The sequence below is a fragment of the Streptomyces sp. NPDC058291 genome (assembly GCF_042880855.1).
Lineage (GTDB): Bacteria > Actinomycetota > Actinomycetes > Streptomycetales > Streptomycetaceae > Streptomyces.
On record NZ_JBHVYK010000103.1, the window covers coordinates 1 to 17,766 of the forward strand.

Sequence of the window (17,766 nt, forward strand, 5' to 3'; positions counted from 1 at the left end):
CCTCTCGGCCGGGCGGCCCCGGGCCGGCTGCCGGGGGTGCGGGCGGACGCCGCAGGGACTTCAGTCCCGGCCGGTCTTGTCCTTGGCGGGCCAGACGCCGGTGGACCGTTCGATCGCCTTGGCGCCGGTCCGGTCGGCGGCGCTGCGGGCCGCCGCGAAGATCGCGCCCTGGACGGCCGCCGCCAGCAGGACCTCGCCCCAGCCGCGGTCCCGGTCCAGGGCGTCGGGAGCGTCGTCCTCATGCCGGATCGCCTTCCACGCCTTGCGGAACGCGAGGCCCGCGAGGGCGCCGCTAGCCCAGCCGAGCGCGAAGCCCACGGGCTGGTAGACGAGGGGCAGTTTCCTCTTCTTGGACACGTCGGTCTCTCCTTGTGTGAGGGGCACGGGGGTTTCAGGGTCGTCCCTGTGCCGGAACCTGTTCCTCGGCGCGCACCGGCCCGGGAGGCGTCCCGTCGCCGAACGGACGGCCGCCGAGCTCCTCCCGGTGATGCGGCGAGCGCCAGCCGGCGAGGTCCGGCCCGAGAGGGACGATCCGGGTCGGGTTGATACCGGTGTGCACCTGGTAGTAGTGCCGCTTGATGTGGTCGAAGTCGACGGTGTCACCGAAGCCGGGCGTCTGGAACAGATCGCGGGCGTACGCCCACAGCACCTGGTTCTCGGTCAACTTCCAGCGGTTGCACTTGAAGTGACCGTGATAGACGGCGTCGAAACGCACCAGTGTGGTGAACAGCCGGATGTCCGCCTCCGTGATCGTGTCGCCGACCAGGTACCGCTGCCCGGCCAGCCGGGAGGCCAGCAGGTCCAGGCGCCGGAAGACGCCCGTACACGCCTCCTCGTACTCCTTCTGCTCACTGGCGAAACCCGCTCGGTACACCCCGTTGTTGACGTCCTCGTACACCCCGGCCATGACCGTGTCGATCTGGTCGCGCAGCCGTTCGGGATAGAGGTCGGGGGCGCCCGGGCGGTGCAGGGCCGACCACTCGGTGGCGAGGTCGAGCGTGAGCTGCTGGTAGTCGTTGGTCACCAGCTCGCCGCTGGGCACGTCCACCACGGCCGGCACGCTGACCCCGCCCGGCGGATCGCTCTCCCGTCGTTCGTAGGCCTCGCGCAGGTAGCGGATGCCGAGCACCGGGTCACGGCCGTCCGGATCGAGGGTGAAGCGCCAGCTGCGATCGTCCTGGATCGGGTCGGCGATCGCCATCGACAGGGCGTCCTCCAGACCGAGGAGCCGCCGCGAGATCACCGCCCGGCTCGCCCAGGGGCAGGCACGGCTGACCACGAGACGGTACCGGCCCGCCTCGACGGGCCAGCCGTCACGCCCGTCCGCGGTGACGCGGTCCGCGAACCGGCTCGCGCTCCGCTCGAACGTCGTGTGCCCGTACGCGGCGTTCCCGTCGCCCCCGTCGCCCATGGTTCCTCCTGGTGATGATGCGTTCCCTGCTCCACGCGTTCCCCGATTTCCGCCGACGGCACGGTGTGAGCCCAACCCGCCGGGGCAGTCGGCCAACGTGAGCGGGACATCTTCCACAGGGAACGCCGGACGCACAGGCGAAGAGACGATCTCCGAGAAAGGCGATCTCGGTGCCGAACGGAATGCCGACAAGAAGACACGGGTCACGGTTCTGGTGGCCCTGGCCGCCAACCTGATCATCGCGGCGGCGAAGGCGGTGGGCGGGCTGCTCGCGGGCTCGCCCGCGCTGCTGTCGGAGGCCGCGCACTCCGTCGCCGACAGCCTGAACGAGGTCTTCCTCCTCGCCGCGCTGCGCCGCAGCCGCCGGCCCGCCGACCGGCGGCATCCCTTCGGCTACGGCAAGGAACGGTTCTTCTGGTCGCTGCTCGCCGCCGTCGGGATCTTCGTCATGGGCGGCTGCTTCTCCGTCTTCCAGGGCGTCGAGGCTCTGCGGTCCGGCGCCGACGAGGCGACGAGCGGCTATGTGGCCGGCCTCATCGTGCTCGGCGTCTCCTTCGTGGCCGAGGGCGCCTCGCTGCTGCGGGCGCTGCACCAGGTCCGCGGGCAGGGCGGCGCCGTCGCGGGACTGCGCGACCCGGCCCTGCGCACGGTCGTCGCCGAGGACGGCACGGCGGTGCTCGGCGTCACCCTGGCCGCGATCGGGATGGCCCTGCACATGGTGACCGGACAGGTGGTGTGGGAGGCGTCCGCCTCGCTGGCCATCGGCGCGCTGCTCGTCTTCGTCGCCTACCGGCTCGGGCGCGATGCCCGCGACCAGCTCATCGGCGAGGCCGCCGACCCCGAGACCGGATCCCGCATCCGGGCGCTGCTCGACGCCCAGCCCGAGATCGACAGCGTGGAGGCGCTGTTCACCATGAAGATGGGCCTGGACTCGGCCCTGGTGGCGGCCCGCATCGACCTCATACCGGGCCTGGACAGCGAGCGCGTCGAGGAGGTCGCCGTCCGCATCAAGCGCTCGATCGCCGGCGTGGTCCCCGAGGCCGACCAGATCTTCCTCGACGTGACCGACCGTCCCGCGCGCGAGGCGGCGAAAAGCCCCGCCGCGACGGGGGAGCGCGGCGGGGCCTGACATCCGGCTGCCCGGCGGGAACGTCTTCATGCCCGCCTCCGGCGGAATCCTTCACGGGACCCGGAAGATCCCGCCGGGACCGGAGGCACCCGAAGGACCGCGGAGATCCGAGAGACGGCGAGGCCGGCACCGAACCCCGGGGGCCGCGGCGGCGGCCCTCACACCGGCTTGAGGAGGCCTCAGAGGTCCTCAGAGGTCCTCAGAGGTTTCGACGTCTCCAGAGGTCCACGCGATCGTCGCGTACCGCACAGAGGCCCTCCGCGGCGGCGGAGGGCCTCTGTGCGCCCGTGTCCGGGCGGCGCGTCGGTGCTGCGGTCAGCTGCCGCCGCCGTCCGGTTCCAGGACGAACACCGGGATCTCCCGGTCGGTCTTCTCCTGGTACTCCGCGTACGGGGGATAGGCGGCGACGGCGCGCTCCCACCACTCGGCCTTCTCCGCGCCGGTGATCTCACGGGCCGTCATGTCCTGCTTGCGCGGCCCGTCCTGGAGCTCGACCTGAGGGTGGGCCTTGACGTTGTGGTACCAGACCGGGTGCTGGGGCGCGCCGCCCTTGGAGGCCACCACGGCGTACCGGCCGTCGTGCTCGACGCGCATCAGCGGGGTCTTGCGCAGCTTCCCGCTCCTAGCGCCCCGGGTGGTCAGCAGGATGACGGGCATCCCCGTGTCCAGCAGCGTCGTCGCCTCGGTGCCGCCGGAGCGCTCGTACTGCTCCACCTGGTCGCGCACCCACTTCTCCGGGCTGGGTTCGTACTCGCCTTCGAGAGGCATGGCATCCGTCCCCTTCGTCATGTCGTGCGTCGTCATGTCCTGCGTCGTCACGTCGTCCGTCGTGCCGTCGTCGCGTGGTCCGCGTCGCCGTCGTCCGTCTCGCGTCGTGCTTCAACACCGGTACCCGTCTGTTTCATCCGTACCGCGGCGGGCCTACGTCATCACCCGCACGGCCAGCGCCGTCATCACCGTGCTCGACACGAGCGCCGTCGCCAGTCGGCCGCGGTGGCCGGTCAGGGCCCGGCCGAGCAGCGCGCCGCCTCCGGCGAGCGTCACCTGCCAGCTCGCCGACGCGACGAAGGCCGCCAGCACGAAGGCGCCCTGCTCGAAGGGGCGTACGGCGTCGCCGGCCCCGTCGCCCAGGACCAGCGCGGCGAAGTAGACCACGGTCGTCGGGTTGAGGAGGGTGATGCCGAGGAGACTCAGGTAGGCCCGCGCGGGGCCCGGCGGTGGGGGCGCGGACCGGGTGCTGAGCCGGTGCGCCCGGTACTGGCGCAGCGCCGTCGCCGCGCCCCGGACCGCCAGCGCGAGCAGCACCAGCGCCGAGGCCCAGCGCAGGGGCGTCAGCACCGGCCGCACCACCGCGGCGACGGCGGCGCCCCCGACTGTGGCGACCAGGGCGTAGACGCCGTCGGCGGTGGCGACGCCCAGCGCCGCGCACACGCCGGTGCGCAGGCAGGTGCGTGCGGTGAGGGAGACGAGGTAGGTCGCGACCGCGCCGACGGGCAGGGCGATGCCGTATCCCGCGACCAGGCCGGCGACGAGCGCGGCCGTCACGAGCGGGCGGTGTCGGGCCTCCAGGGGGCGCCGGGCTGCTGCTGGACCGGGGCCGGGGAAGCGGCGGCGGACGACGGCAGCGGAGAGGTTTCGTATGCGGACATGGCTGGATCGTGCGGGTGGCGACGGTCGGACGGCAACCGCTTTTCCCCACCCGCCGACCGGGTCGCCGACCGGACGCCGACCGGGACGCCGGCCGGAAGCCGACGAGGACGTCGACGTCCGCACCGACGAGGACGTCGACGTCCGCACCGACGAGGACGCCGGCCAGCACGTCGGGCGACGCGCTCGACGCGGTCCGGGGCGGGGGCGGGGCAGCGAACGGTTCCGGCCGTATCGCCCCGTTCGTCGATCTGGCCGAACTCCGCGTCGCCTTATAGGTGCCCGGGGCATCTAATGAAGATCGGCAGGACGCACCCCTCGTCTGCGAGGTCACCATGACGGACGCCCAGGCAACGGACACCCACGCAACCTCCACCCAGGCAACCTCCACCCAGGCAACGGACCCCCGGATCACCACCAACGCCCAGGTCACCGACCCCCCGGTCCCAGCCGGCGGCGACAGCGCGGCGCGCCCGGCGGAGGCGGCGCCGCAGGGGCCGGTCGCCGTCGCCTTCCCCCAGGACCGTACCTGCCCCTACCGGCCGCCGGCCGCCTACGACCCCCTGCGCGCCTCCCGTCCGCTCGCCCGCGTCACCCTCTACGACGGCGCCACCGCCTGGCTCGTCACCGGCCACGAGGCGGCCCGCGCCCTGCTCGCCGACCCCCGGCTGTCGACCGACCGCACCCGCCCCGGCTACCCGGCGACCTCGCCCCGGCTTCGGGCGCTGCCGGACCGTCGGGCCGCCCTGCTCAACGTCGACGACCCCGAGCACCACGCCCAGCGCCGGCTGGTGCTGGCGCACTTCACCCTCAAGCGCGCCACCGCCATGCGCCCGGCCATCCAGCGCGTCGTCGACGAACGGATCGACGCGATGCTCGCCCAGGGGCCGCCCGCGGACCTCGTCAACGTCTTCGCGCTGCCCGTGCCGTCCACCGTGATCTGCGAACTGCTGGGCGTCCCGTATGCCGACCACGAGTTCTTCGAGGAGCAGTCGCGGCGTCTGCTGCGCAGCCGGGTGCAGCAGGAGGTGCGCGAGGCGCGGGACCGGCTCGACGAGTACCTCGGCGCGCTGATCGACCGCAAGCTGGAGGCGCCGTCCGGCGGCGGCGTTCTGGACGCCCTGGTCGACAAGGAGCTTCGGGAAGGGACGGTCGACCGCCAGGAGGCCATCGCGCTGGCCACGATCCTGCTGGTCGCCGGACACGAGACGACCGCCAACATGATCTCCCTCGGCGTCTTCACCCTGCTTCGGCACCCCGAGAGGCTGGCCGAACTGCGCGCCGATCCGTCGCTGTTGCCGGCGGCCGTCGAGGAGCTGATGCGGATGCTGTCCATCGCGGACGGGCTGCTGCGGCAGGCCACCGAGGACATCGACGTGGCCGGGACGACGATCCGGGCCGGCGAGGGCGTCGTCTTCGCGACCTCTGTCATCAACCGCGACGAGAGCGCCTTCCCCGCGCCGGACACCCTCGACTGGAGCCGTTCCGCCCGCCACCACGTCGCCTTCGGCTTCGGCGTCCACCAGTGCCTGGGGCAGAACCTGGCCCGCGCCGAGCTGGAGATCGCCCTGGGCGCCCTCCTCGCACGGCTGCCCGGCCTGCGCCTGGCCGTTGCGGCGGACGAGGCCCGCTTCAAGCCCGGCGACACGATCCAGGGGATGCTGGAACTCCCCGTGACCTGGTGAGAGGCCCTCCCATGGACATCCACATCGACACGGACGTCTGCATCGGGGCCGGTCAGTGCGCCCTGGCCGCGCCGGGCGTCTTCACCCAGGACGACGACGGCTTCAGCGCCGTGCTTCCCGGCCGCGAGGACGGTGGCGGCGACCCGATGCTCCGCGAGGCCGTGCGGGCCTGCCCGGTCGGCGCGATCACGGTGTCCGGGCCGCCGGACTGACGCCCACCGGGGGCGGGTCCCGGCCGAGCGGCCGCCTCGCCACCTCGCCGCCTCGCCGCCTCGCCGCCTCGCCGCCTCGCCGTCACGCCGCCTCGCCGTCACGCCGGGCGTGGCCGTCGGGGCGGGCGTGGCCGTCGGACCCGGCCGCCGCCGTCGCGCCTGCGCCCGACGGCGACGTCCGGCCGCGGTGACGAACCTCCGGTGATGAACCTCCGGTGTCCGACGCCCGCGGACCGGCGACCCGCAGAAGGCGAGCGTCCACGGCGGGCCGACGAGAGGGCGGGGCCGCCGTGTCCGCGGCCCCGCCCCGCACAGCGGCCCCGGGGCGCCCGTCCCGCTTGTAGGGTGCGCGGGTGACCGAACAGGACGAAGAACAGCCGCCGTTCCTCTACCTCGTCGTCTGCGCCGCCGGCGTCGCCGCGGACGTCGGCAGGCTGATCACGGCCGCGCAGCAGCGGGGGTGGCGGGTCGGCGTCATCGCGACGCCGCTCGCCATGAACGGCTTCTTCGACGTCGCCGCCGTGGAGGCGCAGACCGGGCTCCCCATCCGGTCCTCCTGGCGGCGACCCGGAGACCCCCGGCCGTTCCCGGACCCCGACGCGGTCGTGGTCGCCCCGGCCACCTTCAACACCGTCAACAAGTGGGCGGCCGGAGTGGCGGACACGCTCGCGCTGGGCACCCTGTGCGAGGTCGTCGGACTCGGTGTCCCCGTCGGCGTCCTGCCGTGCGTCAACGAGACCCTCGCCCGCCATCCCGCCTACCAGGACAGCCTGATACGGCTGCGCGCGATGGGCGTGCGGTTCGGGGCCGCCCACGACCGGGCCGCCGGCGAGGAGTTCGGGTGGGAGCGGGCGCTAAACCTGCTCGACTGAGCCGGCGCGGCAGGGGCGGGCTCACCCGGAACCGGCCGGCCGGCCTGGGCTCCGGGGCGCGGGACATCGGCGGCGGCCGTACCTGCTCCCGCGCGAACGACGCCTGCGTGTCCACCCGTACGGGGCGCAAGGACCGTCTTCCGACAGCGCGGTTCCGTTCCCGGCTCGGCGGCCGATCGCCGGGAAGGGCGCAAAAGCGCCTCCGGACGGTGTTCGGCACGGAATGCGCCCGGCGGCGCCCGGTGATTCCTCGCCTCGATAACACCGCCGAAAGGGGTGCCAAAAGGGACGCCGATCCAGCGACGACCTCAGGGCAGGATCGGGGATTGACGATTCGTCAAGATTTCTCGGCCGGTGCGCCCTGCGGGAAACCGTGAGATCTCTTGTTCCTCCAGGTCCGGCTGTGCGAAGGTGTGCCTTGTCGGCGCACGGACAACGTTTTCTGCACCGTGCGCGCGAGGCGCCTCCCGTCCGACCCCCCACCCTTCACCAGAGCCGCCCCCTCGCGGATGTCAGAGGCGCCGAACCCTGTGCGAGCCGATCCCGCTTCCCCGGCGGGATCGCATACCCGATGGTATGGACTTTATGCCGCATGCCCCCGGAAGGAAATGCAGACCGTGAATGACGCAGGCCTGTCGAATTCCCCTTCGGCGCGCCGCTTCGACGCGACGGACGAACAACTGAGCGCACAGCTGAAGAAGTGGACGGGGGCGTCGCCCGCGCTGCATCCCGTCGGCGAGCTGCTGGACCGGCACTGGGAGGCGGCCTTCGCCTACGCCCGGCTGTGCACCGACGGCGAACGCGCGGCCGGCATGCTCACCACGGCCGCCTTCACCCGGCTGTTCGGCGAGACCCTGCGGCAGAACGGACCGACGGCCGCCTGGCGCCCGCATCTGCTGGTCACCGTGCGCCGGGTCGCCGCCGAGTGGGACGCCGACGGCCGCCGTGACCTGCTGCACCCCGCGCTGCGCTCCGAGGCCGAAGGCGAGGACGACGACGGCATGGCGGGCGACCGCGCGGCCGCCCTCATGCTGCCGCCCGTGCACCGGCGCATGCTGTCCCGGGCGTTCCAGCGCCTGCCCGAGTCGGCCCGCTGCATGCTCTGGCACGTCGAGGTGGAGGCCGAGCCCCTGGCGGTGCCGGGCGGCCTGCTGGGCCTGGAGGAGGACGGCGCCCGCGTCGAACTGCGCCGGGCCCGCGAGCGGCTGCGCGAGGAGTGCCTCCAGGTGCACCGCGAACTCGCCACCGACGACGAGTGCCACCGCTACCACCGGCTGCTGGACGTCACCTGCCGCCGCGGCGGCGCCGACCTCGACCCCGACCTGCGCCGCCACCTGGAACAGTGCCGGCACTGCGCCCACACCGCCGACCAGCTCCGGCAGTTCGAGGGACTGCTCGGCGCAGCCCTGGCCGAGGGAATCCTCGGCTGGGCGGCCGCGGCCTACGTCGAGGTCCGGATGGCCGGCGACGGCCGGTTCGCCGACACGGCCGCCGAGCCGCCCCGGGGCTACGCGGGCGAGGCCTTCACCGACGGGACGCCCGCCGCGTCCGCGTTCGGCGCCACATCCGCGTCCGCATCCGCATCCGCCGCCGCAGCGGCGCCGGGCGCGAGCCGGCGAGCCGCACCGCGGCCGGGCGCGCTGGCCCGCATCAAGGCGCGGGTCGGCGGACCGGTCGACCGGTCCGCCGCCGGCGCCGATCCCCGCCCGGGAACGAGCCGTTCGGCCCAGAAGGCGGCCCGTCGCGCCCGCCGCCGCAACCTGACCGCCGCCGTGCTGACGGTGAGCGGGATCGTCGTCCTGCCGCTCGTCGTGTGGGCCGCCCTCGGCTCCGGGGACGACACCGGCCCGGGCGCGGAGAGCGAGGCGGCGAAGGCCCCGGCGACGGGGCCGGACACGGCCGCCTCCGGCCCGTCGTGGGCCGGCGCCGACGACGACGCCCGGGGCGCCATGCGCGGGCGCCTGCGCAACGCCGCCTCCGGGCTGTGCATCGCGGTCGTGGGCGACAGGCCCGCCGACGGCGCGGAGACCCGACTGGCCACGTGCTCGGCGGCGGCCGGCCAGCAGTGGTCGTACGAGCCGGACGGGCTGCTGCGCAGCGCGGCCGACGCCGGTCTGTGTCTGGACTCGCGCCTCGGCTACTCGGTCCGGCTCGCCCCGTGCGCCGGCGCCGGCCAGCCGGATCCGCGGAACGTCCGGTACGACTTCACTCTGCAGGGAACGCTCGTCCCGCGCTCGGGCCAGAACCTCGCGCTGGCGCCGGCCGCCACGGACGGATCGGGCGCTCTCGTGCTGAAGAACCGGGTGGACAGCGCCGCGCAGCGCTGGGTGATCGACACCTCGAAGCCCGACCCGCAGATGCAGTTCGTCAACTGGGGCGCCGACAGCACCGCCTCGGGGACCCCGACGCAGGACCCCACGCCCCGGAGGGCGAAGTCGCCCGTGCCCGCACCGGCCGGCACGCCGTCCGCCGGCCCGACCGCCGCCCCGGCGCCCACGCCGACGACGGGCTCGCCGTCCGGCTCGGACAACGGGTCCTGCCCGTCGTCCTACCCTTACCCCTGCCCCGGGGGCGGACAGCCCGGCCCGCCCGGCGGCTATGGCGGCTCGGGTTACGGCGGCTATGGCGGTTACGGCAACGGCTATGGCAACGGTTACGGCTATGGGGGATACGGGCAGTACGGCTCCGGCGGTCGGCCGAACTGACGGTCGGCGGAAGCTGACGGTCGGCGGAACCGTCGGCCGGCGCAGCGGTCAGACGCCGATCACCTGGAGCGAGGCCCACAGCGCGGCGACGGCCGGGATCAGGGCGGCCGGCACCGTGAGCAGTCCCAGACGGGTGAACTCGCCGACCCCGACGTGTTCGTCGCGTTCCTGGACCACGCGCCGCCACAGCAGCGTCGCCAGGGATCCCGCGTAGGTCAGGTTGGGGCCGATGTTCACCCCGAGCAGCACGGCGAGCACCGCCCCGGTCCCGGCCGGGGCGGCGAGCGGCACCAGCACCAGCACCGCCGGCAGGTTGTTGATCAGGTTCGCCAGGACGGCGGCGAGCGCCGCCACGCCCAGCAGCGCGAGCAGGCCCGAGCCGTCGGGCAGGACGTTCCGCAGGGCGTCGGCGAGCCCGTTGTCGACCACCGCGCGCACGACGACGCCGAGCGCCAGCACGAACGCCAGGAATCCCGGCGCCGCGGACCGCACCACGGCGACCGGCGTCACCCGCCGCCGGGCCAGCGCCCGCCCGGACATGACCAGGGCGCCCGCGAGCGCCGCCCACGCCGGCTCGATCCCGACGGCGGAGGCCACGACGAACCCGGCGAGCGTGCAGGCGACGGTGACCAGCGCGAACAGGGGCAGTTCGGGCGCGGGGCCGTCGTCGGCGCCGCCCTCCACGGCGGGCAGGTCGGCGGCGAAGAACCGACGGAAGACCAGGTACTCGGCGCCGACCGCGACGACCCAGGGCAGCGCCATCAGCGCGGCGAACCGGGTGAAGCTCAGCCCGCTCGTCTCGAACGCCAGCAGGTTGGTGAGGTTGGAGACCGGCAGGAGCAGCGAGGCCGTGTTCGACAGGTGCGCGCACGCGTGGACGTGCGGCCGGGACCGGACGCCCATCCGGGCGGCGGTGGCGAACACCACCGGGGTGAGCAGCACCACGGTCGCGTCCAGGCTCAGCACGGCCGTCACCACGGAGGCCAGCACGAACACGGCGACGAGCAGCCGCCGGGGGCGGCCGGCGGCCCGGCGGGCCATCCACGCCCCGCACGCGGTGAACAGTCCCTCGACGTCGCACAGGTGCGCCAGCACCAGCACCGCCGCGAGGAAGCCGACGACCGGTCCGAGCCGTTCGGCCTCGGCCAGCGCGTGCTGCGGCGACACCGCCCCGAGGGCGATCGCGGCGGCCGCGGCGGGGACGGCGATCAACGCCTCCGACCTGCCGGCGGGGCGCAGTACGGCCCACACCAGGGAGGCGGCGAGCAGACAGACGGACAGGGTTTCGGCGAGCGGGGTGTTCAGAGGAGTACTCCGGAGGCGGGGCCTGGGCCGGGGCCCGCCCATCGAACGGGTTCGGGTGCCGGTCCATGAAAACACGCCCGGGTAAAACGTCCGCCAAGTCGCCGGGGCCGCGGCAGCCCGCTCAGTTCTCGTCGAGCAGGCTCAGTTCCGCCCAGATCGTCTTGCCCTCGGGGGTGTGCCGGCTGCCCCAGCGCTGGGTGAGCTGGGCGACCAGGAGCAGGCCGCGGCCGCCCTCGTCGAAGGTCTTCGCCCGGCGCAGGTGCGGGGCGGTGTGACTGTTGTCGGACACCTCGCAGATCAGTGTCGCGCCGTCGTGGATCAGGCGCAGGCGGATCGGTCGGGAGCCGTAGCGGATGGCGTTGGTGACCAGCTCGCTCACCACCAGCTCGGTGGTGAACGACGCCTCGCTCAGTTTCCAGCGCGACAGCTGCTCCACGACCTGTCTGCGGATCGGCGCGACCAGTGCGGGATCGGCCGGGATGTCCCAGGTCGCGACCTGGGCGGCGGGCAGCCCCCGGGTGCGCGCCAGCAGCAGGGCCACGTCGTCGGGGGTGCCGCCGGGCGGCAGCAGGGCGTGCAGGATCCGGTCGCAGGTCTCGTCCAGGGAGTCCGCGTGCGTGGCCAGCGCCTCGATCAGCAGCCGGTGACCGGACTGCTCCTCGCGGTCGCGGGACTTGGTCAGGCCGTCGGTGTACAGGGCGAGCACGCTGCCCTCGGCGACCTCCAGCACGGCCGACTCGAACGGCAGGCCGCCCACGCCCAGCGGGGGACCGGCGGGCAGCTCGACCCGCCGGACGGTGCCGTTCGGCCGCAGCACGACGGGCGCGGGGTGGCCGGCCCGCGCGAGGGTGCAGCGCCGGGACACGGGGTCGTAGACCGCGTACAGACAGGTCGCGCCGACCTCGCCGGGGCTGCCCTCGCTCCCGGCCTCCTCGGACAGCCGCACGACCAGGTCGTCGAGGTGGGTCAGCAGCTCGTCGGGGGCCAGGTCGATGTCGGCGAGGGTGCGGACGGCGGTGCGCAGCCGGCCCATGGTGGCCGAGGCCTGGATGCCGTGTCCGACGACGTCGCCGACGACCATCGCCACCCGCATCCCCGACAGCGGGATGACGTCGAACCAGTCCCCGCCGACTCCGGCGCGGGCGGCCGGCAGGTAGCGCGACGCGGCGTCGACCGCGGCGGTCCGCGGCAGGGTGCGCGGGAGCAGGCTGCGCTGCAGGGCGAGGGCCGTCTCGCGCTCGCGGGAGAACCGGCGGGCGTTGTCGATGCAGACGGCGGCCCGTGCCGTGATCTCCTCGGCGAGCAGCACGTCGTCCGGGGTGAACGGGTCGGGGCGGCGGAACCGGGTGAGCACGGCGACGCCGAGCGTCACGCCCCGGGCCCGGACGGGCACCGACATCGTCGAGTGGATGCCGAGCTCGCGCACCCGCGCCCCGCGCACCGGGTCCCAGGTCAGCCAGGCGTCCAGCTCGCCGCTGGGCACGGTGCCGACGATGGCGTGCCCCGCGACGAGCGAGTCGACCTGTGGCGAGCCCGCCGGGTAACTCTGCGCCTCCCCGGGCTTGGCCACGGCCTCCGGGGTGCCGGCGTGGACCGAGGCGTGCGCGGTGCGGCGCAGGGCGAGCGGCGGGGTGAACCGGGTCGGGAGCTCCCCGCCGTCGTGCGGGTCGAGCAGGTCGACGCTGACGAAGTCGGCGAGCGCGGGCACGCACACCTCGGCCAGCTCCTGCGCGGTCCGGGTGACGTCGAGGGTGGTGCCGACGCGCACGCTGGCCTCGTTGACCAGCTGGAGCCGTTCGCGGGCCAGGTAGTTGTCGGTGAAGTCGTGGGCGGCCAGGCACACGCCCAGCACCCGGCCCGTCGCGTCGGTGACCGGCGCCATCCGGGCCAGCCAGGCGTGGGCCCGTTCCTCGCCGCCGGTGCGGGTGTACATCTGCACGTCCTGCGGCTGACCGCTGGTGAGCACCCGCAGCATGTGCCCTTCGAGTTCCGTGCTCTGCGGCCGGCCGCCGATCTCGGAGAGCCGCAGTCCCCGGATGCGGTCCTCGGGCAGGCCGATCACCTCGCCCATCGCCTCGTTGATCCGGCGCAGCCGCAGGCGTTCGTCGTAGACCGCCACGGCGCAGGGCGACTGGACGAGCGCCGCCGAGGCCAGCGGGTCGTCCACGGGGGCGGCGCCGTCGGGTCCGGCCACCGGCGTCACGATGAGCCACTGTCCCGGGCCGTGGTGCGGGGACTCGGCGCGGTGGGCGAGCAGCCATACCGGCACCGGCCGGCCGTCGCGGTGGCGCAAAGTGACCGTTCCGGCCCAGCGCGGTCCGGTGAGCGCGGGTGCCGTTCCGGCCACCAGGTGCGCCGCGGGCCGGCCCACGACCTCGGACGTCTCCCAGCCCAAGAGGGCGCGGGCCCCCGCGTTCCACCCGACGAGCGTTCCGGCGTCGTCGACGACAGCCCGGGCCGTCGCAGCCTCGTCGAACGGGTACTCCGGGCTCATCTCGCCACTCCATCGCGGACACTCACAGTGAACGGGCACGTCACTTCCGTTCCAGCCTAGTGCGTTCCGCTCAGGCGTGGACGAGAACCCCCGGGGGACGGCCGGAGAGCGGGTTCCCGGCAGGGTCAAGAGCCAAAACCGGACGATCTCGCGGAGATGGACCGGGTGCGGTTCCCCGCGGTCGGCGGTGCTTCCGAGGCCTTGACGGGTGCATGCATGACGTCGTCAGATTCTGTTTGTAATCGATCAGTTGTGAGTACTTCTGGTTCCTGATGAGGGAGAGCCGACCATGACGGTCACTCGCAGATCGGTCCTTGCCGCCTCCGCGGCCGCACCGGCCGCCGGACCGCTCCTCGGCGCCCCGGCGGCACGGGCCGCCGAGGCGCTCGCGAGCGCCCGCGGCCGCCGGACCGTCGCGCTGCGCGACGGCTGGCGCTTCGCGTCGGCGAACCTGGACGGGATCACCGATCCGACCGGGCGGTACGCGGACGCCGCCGCCCCCGGTTACGACGACTCGGCCTGGCGCGAGGTGGCGGTCCCGCACGACTGGAGCATCGAGCAGACCCCCACCACACAGCACGGCACGACCAGCGGCACCGGCTTCTTCCCCGGCGGCCTGGGCTGGTACCGCCTCGCCTTCACCCTGCCGCCCGACTGCGCCGGCCGGCGGGTCTCGGTCGAGTTCGACGGCGTCTACATGGACTCCACCGTCTACTGCAACGGCGTCGAGGTCGGCCGCCACCCCTACGGCTACACCGGCTTCGCCTACGACCTCACCGATCTGCTGCACACCGACGGCCGCACCGGGAACGTCCTCGCCGTCAAGGTGCAGAACCGGCTCCCCAGCAGCCGCTGGTACTCCGGCAGCGGCATCTACCGCGAGGCCCGGCTGGTCGTCACCGAGCCCGTGCACGTGGCCCGCTGGGGAACCCGCGTCACCACCCCGGAGGTCACCGACGGACGCGCCGTCATCCGGGTCGCCACCACCGTCGCCAACGCCGCCGGCGCCGCGGCGGACGTCGAGGTCGTCTCCCGGATCCTCGACCCGCGCGGCCGCACCGCCGCCCGTACGTCCTCCACGGTCGCCGTCGCCGACCTGGCCACGGCGACCCACGAGCTCACCGTGCGCCGCCCCGAGCGGTGGGACGTCGACACCCCGCGCCGCTACACCCTGCTCACCGAACTGCGCGTCGCCGGCCGGGTCACCGACACCTACCGCACCCCCTTCGGCATCCGCACCTTCCGCTTCGACCCGGACGAGGGCTTCCACCTCAACGGCAGACCCGCCAAGATCAAGGGCGTCGACCTCCACCACGACCTCGGCGCGCTCGGCGCAGCGACCAGCCTCGACGCCGTGCGCCGACAGATGACGATCATGAAGTCCATGGGCGTCAACGCCTTCCGCACCTCCCACAACCCGCCCTCGCCGGAGATGATCCAGGTCTGCGAGGAACTGGGCGTCGTGATGCTCGTGGAGGCCTTCGACTGCTGGAGGACCGGCAAGACCCGCTACGACTACGGGCGGTTCTTCGACGAGTGGTGCGAGAGGGACGCGACCGAGATGGTGCTCGCGGCCCGCAACTCGCCCGCCGTCCTGCTGTGGTCCATCGGCAACGAGATCCCCGACTCCACCTCCGCCGCCGGTCTGGCCATGGCGGACCGCATCATCGCCGCCATCCGGGCGGCGGACGACACCCGCCCGCTGGTCATCGGCTCGGACAAGTACCGCACCCCGCCCGCCAAGGGCTCCGCCGCCGACCTGATGCTCGCCAAGCTGGACGGCCTCGGCCTGAACTACAACACCGCCAAGTCCGTGGACGCCCTGCACGCCGCCTACCCGCACCTGTTCCTCTTCGAGTCCGAGTCGTCCTCGGAGACCTCGACCCGCGGCGCCTACCAGGAGCCCGAGCACCTCAACACCGGCGAGAACCACACACCGGGGCGACGGGCCGTCTCCTCCTACGACAACAACCTCGCCTCCTGGACGATGAGCGGCGAGTACGGGCTCAAGAAGGACCGCGACCGGAAGTGGTTCGCCGGGCAGTTCCTGTGGTCGGGCATCGACTACATCGGCGAGCCCACCCCCTACAACGTGTTCCCGGTGAAGGCGTCCTTCTTCGGCGCGGTCGACACGGCCGGGTTCCCGAAGGACATGTACCACCTCTTCCGCAGCCAGTGGAACGACGAGCCCATGGTCCATCTGGTGCCGATGACCTGGAACCACGAGGCCGGCGACACGGTCGAGGTGTGGGCTTACTCCAACGCCGACACCGTGGAGCTGTACCTCGACGGAAGATCCCTCGGGGTGCGCGCGTTCGACAGGAAGAGGACGGTCGACGGCCGCCTCTACCGGGAGACGACCGAGGCCACCGGCGACGACAAGACGTTCACCACCGGCCCCTACCCGGGCAGTTACACCAGCCCCAACGGCAGCGCGGGCAAACTGCACCTGACCTGGCACGTGCCCTACGCCCCGGGCGAGCTGAGGGCGGTGGCGCGCAGGAACGGCCGGACGGTCGCCACCGACACGCTGCGCACGGCCGGCGCCCCGCAGTCCGTACGCCTCACAGCGGACCGCACGTCCCTTCCGGCGGACGGCCGCTCGCTCGTCTTCGTCACCGCCGAGGTGGCCGACGCGCGGGGGACGGTCGTGCCCGACGCCGAGCACCTCATCTCCTTCGGGGTGACCGGCGGCTCCCTCGCCGGTTGCGACAACGGCCGGCAGGAGAGCGCCGAGCGCTACCAGGCCGCCACCCGCACCGCCTTCCACGGCAAGGCTCTCGCCATCGTGCGCTCCGGCGTCCGGGCCGGCGCCCTGAAGGTGACCGCGCGCGTGGACGGCCTGCGCAGCGGGGCCGTCACCGTGCGCACGACGCCCGCCCGCTCCACGGCGACCACCCCGGCCGCGATCTTCGCCCCCGAGGCGCCGGCGGCCGTGCCCCGCCCCCACGCCGACGCCGGGTACTCCGGCCGCGCGGACACCCTGCCCGCGGCCATGCTGGACGGCGACCCGGCCACCGGCTGGTCCAACGCCTTCACCAAGGCGGCCACGGCCCTGCTGCCGGCCTTCGACGGCGCCCGGCGCAAGGACTGGGTCTCGGTGGACTACGGCCGCGCCCGGACCTTCGACCGGGTGGAGCTCTCGTTCACCGTCGACGCCACGCACAGCCTGCCCGCCTCGGTCGACGCCGAGGTCTGGGACGGTGAGCGGTATGCACCCGTCACCGGGGCGGCCGTCGACTGGGCCACCGCCTCGGACGCGCCGACGGTCCTCACCTTCGCTCCCGTACGCGGCACCGGACTACGGCTGACCCTCACCAGCAGCGCACCCGGCACGGCCCAGGGCGCGATCCGCATCACCCGACTGGAGGCGTGACGGCGTGAGGGCGTGAGGGCGTGACGGCGTGAGGGCGTGAGGGATGAGGACGATGGCGTGGCGCCCGGGCGCGGGCGGGCCGAACCGCAACGGGGCCCGGGCGGCTCAGCCCGTCCGGGTCTTCCCGGCCGGCTCGAACGTCACCTCCGCCGTGTCCACGGTGCCCGCGCTGCGGCCGGGCGCGCTCTGCCACGACCAGTACAGGTTGGTGTGGGCTATCACCTGCTCCGGAGCAGGAGCGCCGTACGCGGTGAGGTCCTCCGTGGTGTGCGCGTCGCCGACCAGCGTCACGTCGTACCCGCGTACGAAGGCACCGTGCAGGGTCGCGCGGATGCACATGTCCGTCTGCGCCCCCGCGACGACGACCCGGCCCACCCCGTGCTCGGCGAGCACCGATTCCAGTTCCGTGTCCTCGAAGGAGTCCGCGTACCTCTTGTGCACCAGCGGTTCGTGGTCCAGGCGGAGCAGCTCGTCGACGTAGCGCCAGCCGTCGCTGCCGGGCGTCAGACCGGCGTCCGAGTGCTGCACCCAGACGACCGGCACTTCCTCGGCGCGGGCCGCGCCGACCAGGACGCCGATGTTGGCGATCACTTCGTCCCGACGGGGGGCTCCGGCCACCACGCCGTTCTGGACGTCCACGACGAGCAGCGCGGTGCGGGACCGGTCGGGCAACGTGGTCATGACGACCTCCTGTTCGGCGGATGCGCGGGGCGCCCCGGTGCGCACGAGTGCTCGCACAATCCACCCTAGGACCCGCCACTGACAACGCCGCCCCAGCCGGGCCGGGCCCCGGCCGGCTCGGGTCTCGCCTGCTCCCGGCACCTGGTCCGGGCCCGACGACCCCGGTGCTCGCGACACCCCCGCCCCACCGTGCGCCCGCCCCACCGTGCGCCCGCCCCACCGTGCGCCCGCCCCACCGTGCGCCCGCCC

13 protein-coding genes are annotated in these 17,766 nt (G+C 73.9%); 6 read left to right on the forward strand and 7 right to left on the reverse strand.

Features of this window, described 5'->3' with window-relative positions:
- Positions 1 to 60: 60 nt before the first annotated feature.
- Both ACFVYK_RS33345 and ACFVYK_RS33350 read right to left on the reverse strand, forming a co-directional pair.
- Positions 61 to 357: a DUF4235 domain-containing protein gene (locus ACFVYK_RS33345; protein WP_389780456.1), complete on the reverse strand. Its 297-nt coding sequence runs from the start codon at positions 355 to 357 to the stop codon at positions 61 to 63.
- Positions 358 to 391: 34 nt separating this feature from the next.
- Positions 392 to 1,411, reverse strand: coding sequence for a glutathione S-transferase family protein (locus ACFVYK_RS33350; RefSeq protein WP_389780458.1), 1,020 nt, complete (start codon positions 1,409 to 1,411; stop codon positions 392 to 394).
- Here ACFVYK_RS33350 and ACFVYK_RS33355 point away from each other — a divergent pair.
- Entirely contained in the window at positions 1,410 to 2,540 is a 1,131-nt protein-coding gene (locus ACFVYK_RS33355; protein WP_389780460.1) for a cation diffusion facilitator family transporter, read from the forward strand. The genes ACFVYK_RS33350 and ACFVYK_RS33355 overlap by 2 nt on opposite strands.
- 315 nt (positions 2,541 to 2,855) lie before the next feature.
- Here ACFVYK_RS33355 and ACFVYK_RS33360 read toward each other — a convergent pair whose 3' ends face one another.
- Both ACFVYK_RS33360 and ACFVYK_RS33365 read right to left on the reverse strand, forming a co-directional pair.
- Positions 2,856 to 3,308 (reverse strand): nitroreductase family deazaflavin-dependent oxidoreductase, encoded by a 453-nt coding sequence (locus tag ACFVYK_RS33360; protein ID WP_389780482.1) that lies wholly within the window; start codon positions 3,306 to 3,308, stop codon positions 2,856 to 2,858.
- Between the two features lie 153 nt (positions 3,309 to 3,461).
- Complete coding sequence (locus ACFVYK_RS33365) at positions 3,462 to 4,085, reverse strand: LysE family transporter (RefSeq protein ID WP_389780462.1); 624 nt, start codon at positions 4,083 to 4,085, stop codon at positions 3,462 to 3,464.
- A 437-nt stretch (positions 4,086 to 4,522) separates the two neighbouring features.
- Between ACFVYK_RS33365 and ACFVYK_RS33370 the strand changes: the two genes are divergently transcribed.
- From ACFVYK_RS33370 to ACFVYK_RS33385, 4 genes are all read left to right on the forward strand, one after another.
- Positions 4,523 to 5,872, forward strand: a complete 1,350-nt coding sequence (locus ACFVYK_RS33370; protein ID WP_389780464.1) for a cytochrome P450 — start codon at positions 4,523 to 4,525, stop codon at positions 5,870 to 5,872.
- 11 nt (positions 5,873 to 5,883) lie between these two features.
- Positions 5,884 to 6,084 carry a ferredoxin gene (locus tag ACFVYK_RS33375; protein ID WP_389780466.1) on the forward strand — a complete coding sequence of 67 codons (201 nt, stop codon included), beginning with the start codon at positions 5,884 to 5,886 and terminating at the stop codon, positions 6,082 to 6,084.
- A 353-nt stretch (positions 6,085 to 6,437) separates the two neighbouring features.
- Positions 6,438 to 6,956 carry a flavoprotein gene (locus tag ACFVYK_RS33380; RefSeq protein WP_389780468.1) on the forward strand — a complete coding sequence of 173 codons (519 nt, stop codon included), beginning with the start codon at positions 6,438 to 6,440 and terminating at the stop codon, positions 6,954 to 6,956.
- A 608-nt stretch (positions 6,957 to 7,564) separates the two neighbouring features.
- Positions 7,565 to 9,661: a ricin-type beta-trefoil lectin domain protein gene (locus ACFVYK_RS33385; RefSeq protein WP_389780470.1), complete on the forward strand. Its 2,097-nt coding sequence runs from the start codon at positions 7,565 to 7,567 to the stop codon at positions 9,659 to 9,661.
- Positions 9,662 to 9,709: 48 nt separating this feature from the next.
- Here ACFVYK_RS33385 and ACFVYK_RS33390 read toward each other — a convergent pair whose 3' ends face one another.
- A complete protein-coding gene (locus tag ACFVYK_RS33390) occupies positions 9,710 to 11,008 on the reverse strand; it encodes an SLC13 family permease (protein ID WP_389780483.1) in 1,299 nt (432 codons plus the stop codon).
- A 79-nt stretch (positions 11,009 to 11,087) separates the two neighbouring features.
- Positions 11,088 to 13,460 carry a SpoIIE family protein phosphatase gene (locus ACFVYK_RS33395; protein WP_389780471.1) on the reverse strand — a complete coding sequence of 791 codons (2,373 nt, stop codon included), beginning with the start codon at positions 13,458 to 13,460 and terminating at the stop codon, positions 11,088 to 11,090.
- 289 nt (positions 13,461 to 13,749) lie between these two features.
- Here ACFVYK_RS33395 and ACFVYK_RS33400 point away from each other — a divergent pair, with 289 nt between their 5' ends.
- On the forward strand, positions 13,750 to 16,836 hold the full coding sequence (locus ACFVYK_RS33400) for a glycoside hydrolase family 2 TIM barrel-domain containing protein (protein WP_389780473.1): 3,087 nt from the start codon (positions 13,750 to 13,752) through the stop codon (positions 16,834 to 16,836).
- 105 nt (positions 16,837 to 16,941) lie between these two features.
- Here ACFVYK_RS33400 and ACFVYK_RS33405 read toward each other — a convergent pair whose 3' ends face one another.
- Entirely contained in the window at positions 16,942 to 17,517 is a 576-nt protein-coding gene (locus ACFVYK_RS33405) for a cysteine hydrolase family protein (protein ID WP_389780474.1), read from the reverse strand.
- Positions 17,518 to 17,766: the final 249 nt, after the last annotated feature.

Coding starts and splice junctions, on each gene's coding strand:
- ACFVYK_RS33375 (WP_389780466.1), top strand. CDS start 5,884: ATGGACATCCACATCGACACGGACGTCTGCATCGGGGCCGGTCAGTGC.
- ACFVYK_RS33390 (WP_389780483.1), bottom strand. CDS start 11,008: ATGGGCGGGCCCCGGCCCAGGCCCCGCCTCCGGAGTACTCCTCTGAAC.
- ACFVYK_RS33370 (WP_389780464.1), top strand. CDS start 4,523: ATGACGGACGCCCAGGCAACGGACACCCACGCAACCTCCACCCAGGCA.
- ACFVYK_RS33395 (WP_389780471.1), bottom strand. CDS start 13,460: ATGAGCCCGGAGTACCCGTTCGACGAGGCTGCGACGGCCCGGGCTGTC.
- ACFVYK_RS33385 (WP_389780470.1), top strand. CDS start 7,565: ATGCAGACCGTGAATGACGCAGGCCTGTCGAATTCCCCTTCGGCGCGC.
- ACFVYK_RS33360 (WP_389780482.1), bottom strand. CDS start 3,308: ATGCCTCTCGAAGGCGAGTACGAACCCAGCCCGGAGAAGTGGGTGCGC.
- ACFVYK_RS33400 (WP_389780473.1), top strand. CDS start 13,750: ATGACGGTCACTCGCAGATCGGTCCTTGCCGCCTCCGCGGCCGCACCG.
- ACFVYK_RS33350 (WP_389780458.1), bottom strand. CDS start 1,411: ATGGGCGACGGGGGCGACGGGAACGCCGCGTACGGGCACACGACGTTC.
- ACFVYK_RS33405 (WP_389780474.1), bottom strand. CDS start 17,517: ATGACCACGTTGCCCGACCGGTCCCGCACCGCGCTGCTCGTCGTGGAC.
- ACFVYK_RS33355 (WP_389780460.1), top strand. CDS start 1,410: ATGGTTCCTCCTGGTGATGATGCGTTCCCTGCTCCACGCGTTCCCCGA.